6 protein-coding genes are annotated in these 7,159 nt (G+C 68.0%); 2 read left to right on the top strand and 4 right to left on the bottom strand.

All coding sequences use genetic code 11. The features are described from left to right. From Q0S71_RS27230 to Q0S71_RS27220, 3 genes are all read right to left on the bottom strand, one after another. A partial coding sequence (locus Q0S71_RS27230; RefSeq protein ID WP_296002921.1) for a hypothetical protein occupies positions 1-333 on the bottom strand: 333 nt, incomplete at its 3' end. Between the two features lie 137 nt (positions 334-470). Beyond that, positions 471-2,033 carry an MFS transporter gene (locus Q0S71_RS27225; RefSeq protein ID WP_296002918.1) on the bottom strand — a complete coding sequence of 521 codons (1,563 nt, stop codon included), beginning with the start codon at positions 2,031-2,033 and terminating at the stop codon, positions 471-473. 216 nt (positions 2,034-2,249) lie between these two features. Next, a complete protein-coding gene (locus tag Q0S71_RS27220) occupies positions 2,250-4,136 on the bottom strand; it encodes a DUF885 family protein (protein WP_296002915.1) in 1,887 nt (628 codons plus the stop codon). A 151-nt stretch (positions 4,137-4,287) separates the two neighbouring features. Here Q0S71_RS27220 and mgrA point away from each other — a divergent pair, with 151 nt between their 5' ends. Then, positions 4,288-5,325 carry an L-glyceraldehyde 3-phosphate reductase gene (gene mgrA / locus Q0S71_RS27215; RefSeq protein ID WP_296002912.1) on the top strand — a complete coding sequence of 346 codons (1,038 nt, stop codon included), beginning with the start codon at positions 4,288-4,290 and terminating at the stop codon, positions 5,323-5,325. Positions 5,326-5,415: 90 nt separating this feature from the next. Here mgrA and Q0S71_RS27210 read toward each other — a convergent pair whose 3' ends face one another. Further along, a complete protein-coding gene (locus Q0S71_RS27210) occupies positions 5,416-5,895 on the bottom strand; it encodes a hypothetical protein (protein ID WP_296002910.1) in 480 nt (159 codons plus the stop codon). Between the two features lie 229 nt (positions 5,896-6,124). On the opposite strand from Q0S71_RS27210, the gene Q0S71_RS27205 reads away from it, so the two are divergent. Further along, a partial coding sequence (locus tag Q0S71_RS27205; protein ID WP_296002907.1) for an efflux transporter outer membrane subunit occupies positions 6,125-7,159 on the top strand: 1,035 nt, incomplete at its 3' end.

Raw genomic sequence — 7,159 nt, 5'->3', positions numbered from 1 at the left:
GCCGATGTTTTCCGCTCGGCGCGAAACAAGGCCATAGCGCGCATGTTCGGAGACGACGCGCCTGCCGACGCAGCAAAATCCCGGGCGACGCCCCGCCTGCGGCGCGATGACGATAAGGACACGCAGCCTGCATCGCGCAGGGCACGCGATCGCGTCACCAATCGCAGCACCGATCATGGCATCGATCACCGCGTCGGTCGCAGCATCGGTCGCGGCATCAATGACCGCATCGATGACGGCGAACGCGCCGCCGTTGCCGGGCAAGCCCCAGCGCGCCCGTCCCAGCCGCGCCCTGGCGACGTCGCCCTCCCCGCCGCGCCGAAAGCTGCGCATGCCGACGAGGCTCCCCGCAAAAAACGTTCAGGCCGGGGCGGCCACCACAAGCGCCATGCAGCCAAGCACGCTCCCGGAAAATCTCGATGAACCTGAAAGCCCGCGTCCGGTTTTAAACGACGCGGCGTATTCGCGGCCTACTCGCCCGCCACGAACAGCGCTTCCGCCTCCGTGCGCGCAGCCAGATGATGGCTCGGTATCTGCATGAACCAGCGCGTCAACAGCAGCGACGCGATGGCCACCGCGGCCGCCGCCCACGCCACGCGGCTGAAGCCTTCCTGAAAAGCTCCGTGCAGCAGGATGCCGGCGGCGGCGCGCACAGCTTCCGGCAAGGACGCGACGGCCGCGCTGGAGTCGCCGGCGGCATACCGTTTCGCCAGCAAGCTGGCCGCCGCCGGTTGCAAGCCCAGTTGCGCCGCCACCGCCGCGAATCTGCTCATCGTCACGCTCACCAGCAGCGCGCCCAGTCCCGCCACGCCGAACAGCAGCGCCATGAAACGCGTGGTCGCGCTGATGCCCGAGGCGACGCCGGAACGGTTGGCCGGCAACGCCCCCTGCATGGCCTTGGCCGTCTCGCCGTTCAACAGCCCGGCGCCGGCGCCGGCCACCACCATCGCCAGCGCGAAGCCGAGGTAGGACGCCTGACCGTCGGCCAGCAGCGCCATCGCCAGATTGGCCGACACGGTGATCGCCAGTCCGGCGCAGATCAGCGTGCGCGATGACACGCCGGCGCCGGCGCCGATGCGCGGCACCACGAACATCGGCAGCGCGAACGGCAGCGTCGCGATGCCGGCGATGGCCGGCGAAAAACCGTAGGCGTTTTGCAAATACAGCGGCAGGTAGAAAATCATCACCTGCGCGCCGCCGGCGTAACCGACCATGGCGAAGGCGGTGCCGATGAAGTGGCGCGAACGGAAAATCGCGAAGTCGACCATCGGCCGTTCCTGGCGCAGTTCGACCACGGCGAACAAGACCAGCAGCGCCAGGCCGCCCAGGAAGCGCCACAGTATCGGCGCCGACAACCAGCCCAGCGCGTTGCCGTCGATGACGGCCCACGTCACCAAAAACAGGCCGGCGCTGAAGGTGACGATGCCGGCGTAATCGAGGCCTCTGACGTCGGGGTCGCGCGATTCGGGTATCACGCGCAGCGCCGCCACGAACAGCGCCGTGCAGATCGGCACATTAATCAAGAAGGCCCAGGTCCAGCCGAAGACGCTGGCGATCACGCCGCCGATGATGGGCCCGCAGGTGATGGCGATGCCCAGGCTGGCGCCCCAGAAGGCGAAGGCCCTGATCCGCTCCAGGCCCGTGTAGATATGGTTAATCAGCGCCAGCGATGCGGTCAGCACCAGGCTGGCGCCCACGCCCTGCACGGCGCGCGACACGTTCAACATCGTCGGCGTGGTCGCCATGCCGCAGGCCAGCGAGGACAGGCCGAATATGGCCAGGCCTATCATCGCGGCGAGGCGCCGGCCCACCTTGTCGCCGAACGAGCCGGCCGCCAACAGCAAGGCCGCGAACGGCAGCACGTAGGCGGTGATGACCCATTGCACGTCGGCGAAATCGGCGTTGAGCGAGCGCGCTATCGTCGGCAACGCGACGGCGACGACGTTCGAGTCGAGCATCACCAGCGATGAAATCATCGCGATAATCAGTAGCAGGCTGCGTGGGTGCGCCGACGGCGCAAGGGGTGGGTTCATCAATAACTCCGGCATGGATGGGCCGCCATCGGCACCGCATAAACAATTATAAAAATAAGAGCATATACACCTATTCAATCGCATCATTACAGCCGGACGCCGCAAAGTCAAGCCGTCGTGACGGCGCCGCCCATGAAAATGGCCCGGACCTGAGTATCAGGTCCGGGCCATCGCTGCCCCCCTCGAACGACGGAGCTTATCGCTGCATATCTCCGCTTATACCCGCTTGGCGCCGGCGATATAGCGGTCGATCACGCCCGGCAGCAGCACCAGCGGCACGCCGCCGCTGCCGACCAGCGCGTCGTTGAAACCGGCCAGGTCGAAGCGCGCGCCCAGCGCCGCCCTGGCCCGCTCCCGTTGCAGCAGGATTTCATTGTGGCCCATCTTGTAGCCGCAGGCCTGGCCCGGCGACACCGTGTAGCGATCGACTTCGCTGGTCATGGCCTTGCGGCCGCGGCCCGTGTTCTCGACCATGAACTGGATCGCCTGCTTGCGGCTCCACTTCATCGCGTGCAGGCCGGTGTCGACCACCAGGCGGCAGGCGCGGAATTGCTGCGCCTGCAGATAGCCGATCTGGCTCAGCGGATCGTGCGCGTACAGGCCGAATTCGTCGGCCAGCTGCTCGGCGTACAGGGCCCAGCCCTCGACAAAGGCGTTAAAGCCCATCAGCGACTGGATCAGCGGCGTCGTCGCGTGGCGCTCGGCCAGATAAGCGCCCTGCCAGGTGTGGCCGGGGATGCCCTCGTGCGCCGTCAGCGTCGCCAGCTCGTGTTTCGGCCACAGCGTCGTCGACTTCAGGTTGATGTAATAGATCGATGGGCGCGAGCCGTCGAGCGAGGCGAAGCTCATATAGCCGAGCGGCGCGCCATCCTGGATGTCGGCCGGCACGCGCTTGATCATCAGCGGCGCCTTCAAGTCCATATGCGAAATCCGCGGCATCAGCGCGCGCACCGCGTCGACCCGCGCATTGCAGTCGGCGATCAGCTGTTCGCGGCCCTTGTCGTTGTCGGGATAGCTGCGTTTCGGATCCTTCACCAGCGCCTGCATGCGCTCGCCGACGGTGCCCGTCTTCAGTCCCTGCGATTTCAAAATGGCGTCGATGCGCGCCTGCAGCTGGCGGTTCTGTTCCAGGCCGATGGCGTGGATTTCGGCCGCGCCGCGGGTGGTCGTCGTGCCCAGTTTCAGCGCCCACTGGTAATAGGCTTCGCCGTCCGGCAGGCGGTACACGCCGGCCTCGCCGGTCGACTTGGCCGTCGCCTTGGCGTAGGCCGCGATCTGGCGCTCCAGCGCCGGATAGACGGCGCCGCCGACCAATTTGCTCACGCGCGCGTCCCAGTCGCCGGCGATGCCCAGTTTGGCCGTGCGCTCGACCAGCGACGTCACCAGCTTTTGCCGCGCCACCGCCACCTTGCGGTAGCCGTGCATCTGCGTGAGCGCGTTATGGGCGATGAAGTCGGGCGGCAGGATGCCCTTGGCGGCCTGCTCTTCGATGCGGGCCGTTTCCTGATCGAGCACCGTGGCCAGCGCGGCCACCCGCGCCAGATACGCCTCGGCGTCGGCCGCGTCCTTGATCTGGTGCTGCGAGTCGAGGAATTCCGGCACGCTGAAGATCGCGCCGTCCTGCTGCGTCACCGGGAACGGCGCGGTGCCGCCGTTGAAGCCGGCCGCCGCCCCGCCATACGAAAAGCGCAAGCCTTCGATGCCGGCGTTGGCCGCGTACTGCACGGTGTCGTAGCGGGTTTGCGCCGCCGCGCTGAGCGCGCCGCGGTCGAGCGCCGCCAGGCGCTTGAGCATCGATTTGACTTGCGCTTCCCACGCCGCGTCGCCGGCCGGCGAAGCGTCGCCCAGCCGCGCCTTGAGCGCCGCGCGCGCGCCGTTGTCGAGACCGAGGCCGGTGGCCGACGTCGGCGACAGCAGCAGGATTTCTTCGGCGAACGCGGCCAGCGCGGCGTCGAACGGCGCGTCGCCGGCGGCGGCTGGCGCCGCGGCCGCGCCATCGGCCCGCGCCAGCGACGGCAGCGCCGCGACGGCGGCGGCCGACAGGGCCAGGCCCAGGACCTCGCGGCGTGAAGTGGAAACGGCGGCGGGGGTGGTGTCGTTCATGGCATCCTTGTGGTGGTAAGGTGGAGGGGCAAAGCGCAAACGAAGACGATAGCGTGGCCGGCGCCGCCGTGTCAATAGAGCCGCTGCGCGGCGCCGGCCGCTGTTCTATAATCGGCGGCGTAGCGCCACCCTCCCACGATCAGGAACCTCCATGACTTACCACGCCTCCCCAGACCGCTATGAGACCATGCCATACCGCAGCACCGGCCGCAGCGGCCTGAAACTTCCGCTGATGTCGCTCGGCCTGTGGCACAACTTCGGCGACACCAACAACCTCGCCTCGCAGCGCGACATGCTGCGCACCGCCTTCGACCTCGGCATCACCCACTTCGACCTGGCCAACAACTACGGGCCGCCCTACGGTTCGGCCGAAAGCAATTTCGGCCACCTGTACAAGGCGGATTTCCAACCCTACCGCGACGAGTTGATCATCTCGACCAAGGCCGGCTGGGACATGTGGCCGGGCCCCTACGGCCAGGGCGGCGGCTCGCGCAAATACGTGCTGGCCAGCCTGGACCAGAGCTTGCGGCGCATGGGCCTCGATTACGTCGACATCTTTTATTCGCACCGCTTCGACCCCGACACGCCACTCGAGGAAACCATGGGCGCGCTGGCGCACGCGGTCCAGCAGGGCAAGGCGCTGTACGTCGGCGTGTCCTCGTATTCGGCCGAGAAAACGGCCGAGGCGGCGCGCCTGCTGGCCGAGTGGAAGGTGCCCTGCCTGATCCACCAGCCGTCCTACAATATGCTGAACCGCTGGATCGAAACCGACCTGCTCGACACGCTGGAACGGGAAGGCATGGGCTGCATCACCTTCACGGCGCTGGCCCAGGGCCTGTTGAGCGACAAATACCTGAACGGCATCCCGGCCGACTCGCGCGTCAACCGCGCCGGCGGCGGCTCGCTCCAGCCCGCCCATTTGAGCGACGAAAACCTGGCGCGCGTGCGCGGCCTGAACGAACTGGCCAAGCAACGCGGCCAGACGCTGGCGCAGATGGCGCTGGCCTGGGTGCTGCGCGACGCGCGCGTGACGTCGACGCTGATCGGCGCCAGCAGCAGCGCGCAAATCCGCGAAAACGTCGGCGCGCTGCAAAACCTCAGCTTCAGCGCGCAGGAACTGGCCGCCATCGACGAACTGGCGCAGGAAGGCGGCATCAACTTGTGGGCCGGCTCGGCGTCGCATAAATAAGGCCTGAAGTTCGCGGGCCGCCGCGTCAGACTCCGACACAGCCTGCTGCCCCGGAGTCAGACGCGGCCTGCGCCGCGCCCAACTGTCACCTCAATGCAGCAAACGCTGGTCGATCCGCGTCGGATCGCGGTCCACGTCATCCCCTTCGTCCCCATCGTCCTCAACGTCCTCAACGTCGTCGTCGTCCCCGCCTTCCACCCCATCCTCCGGCATGATCCCGACGCGGTCAAAACCGATATCGGCGCCGTCCGGTGTGACGCTGTCGCGGCCCGCCGCCGCGCGTTCGCCGGTGCCGTTGGCATCGCTGTCGCTATCGAGGTCGGCGTCACCCAGGTCGGGACCGGCGGTGCCGCCGGCCGTGCCCATTTCCGGGTCGTCGTTCATGCCGCCGACGCGCGCCAGGTCGGCGTCGTCGAGCGCGGCGTCATCGGCCAGGCCGACGCCGCCCCGCACGTCGCTGCCGCTGTCGGACGTGTCGCTGGGGCCGAGCGCGCCGGTACCGTGGCCGCCGCCGACGCTGCGGTCTGGTCCCAATGGGATATTGTCCGGATCCAGGGTGCTGGTTACCATGATGAGCTCTCCTTGCTGGTGATCGAATGTGCGACCCCCATTGAACCAGCCGGGCACCGATCCTTCCGTGCGCTGCCGCCCCCAACAGCATCAATTAATGAAACGAAAAAATATACTTTACAAATGTAATATTCACGACTATAGTTTAATCCTTGCCAATCAGCGCCGCAGCACCACTTCCCCGCCCGCCCGCCGGACGGCCTTTCGACCACCGCCCATGGACGCCACGATGCACGCTCTCCGCACCCTCACCGCCGCCGGCCTGACGCTGCTGCTGGCCGCCTGCGCCGACATGGGCCACATCGCGCCGCAGTCGCACAAGCTGGACACGGCGGCGCTCAACCCCGGCAGCGCCATCGCCGCCGCCGGCGCGCCGGCCGCGTGGCCGAACGAAGCCTGGTGGGCCGATCTGCACGACGCCCAACTCAATGGCCTGGTGGCCGCCGCCCTGGCCGACAATCCCACCCTGCACGTGACCCAGGCGCGCGTGCGCCAGGCCGAATCGCTGGCCGGCGTGGTCGAAGCGGAAGACCAGGTGCAGGTCAACGCCCGCGCCTCGAGCAACCGCTCGCTGTACTCGACCGACGGCACCGCGCCGCCGCCGCTGAACGGCACCTGGCAGTGGCTCAACAGCGCCACCGTCTCGGCCAATTACGACTTCGACCTGTGGGGCCGCAACCGCGCCGCGCTGGCCGCCGCCCTCGACGACGTGCAACTGACGTCGGCCGAATCGCAGATGGCGCGCCTGACGCTGGAAACGGCGGTGGTGCGCGGCTACATCCAGCTGTCGCTCGAATACGCGCTGGCCGACACCACCGCCGCCAGCCTGGCGCAGCGCCAGCGCATCCTCGACATCACGCGCCGCCGCCGCGCCGCCGGCCTGGCCAGCGACATCGACGTGACGGGCATCGAAACCACGCTGCCGGCCGGACGCCGCGCGCTCGAGCAATCGGAAGAAACCATCGCCCTGCTGCGCAACCAGCTGGCGGCACTGATCGGCAAGGGTCCGGGCGACGGCGAGACCATCGCCCGGCCCACGCTGAACCTGCAACACGCGGCCGGACTGCCGCCCAATCTGCCGGCCGAGCTGCTCGGCCGCCGGCCCGACATCGCGGCCCAGCGCTGGCGCGTGGAGGCGGCGTCCCAACGCATCGCCGTCGCCAAGGCCAGCTTCTACCCCAACATCAATTTCGCCGCCTACGTGGGCTTCGAATCGTTCGGCTTCACCAATTTCCTCAGCGCCCAATCGGCCATCCGCGGCGTC

The sequence above is a fragment of the Rugamonas sp. genome (assembly GCF_025354735.1).
Lineage (GTDB): Bacteria > Pseudomonadota > Gammaproteobacteria > Burkholderiales > Burkholderiaceae_D > Rugamonas.
The sequence above is the reverse complement of the archived record's forward strand: the minus strand, read 5'-3'. Positions and strand labels throughout refer to the sequence as shown.

What these genes read in the sequence shown, in the direction of transcription:
- Q0S71_RS27225 (WP_296002918.1), bottom strand. Translation starts at nt 2,033, where the DNA reads ATGAACCCACCCCTTGCGCCGTCGGCGCACCCACGCAGCCTGCTACTG.
- Q0S71_RS27220 (WP_296002915.1), bottom strand. Translation starts at nt 4,136, where the DNA reads ATGAACGACACCACCCCCGCCGCCGTTTCCACTTCACGCCGCGAGGTC.
- mgrA (WP_296002912.1), top strand. Translation starts at nt 4,288, where the DNA reads ATGACTTACCACGCCTCCCCAGACCGCTATGAGACCATGCCATACCGC.
- Q0S71_RS27210 (WP_296002910.1), bottom strand. Translation starts at nt 5,895, where the DNA reads ATGGTAACCAGCACCCTGGATCCGGACAATATCCCATTGGGACCAGAC.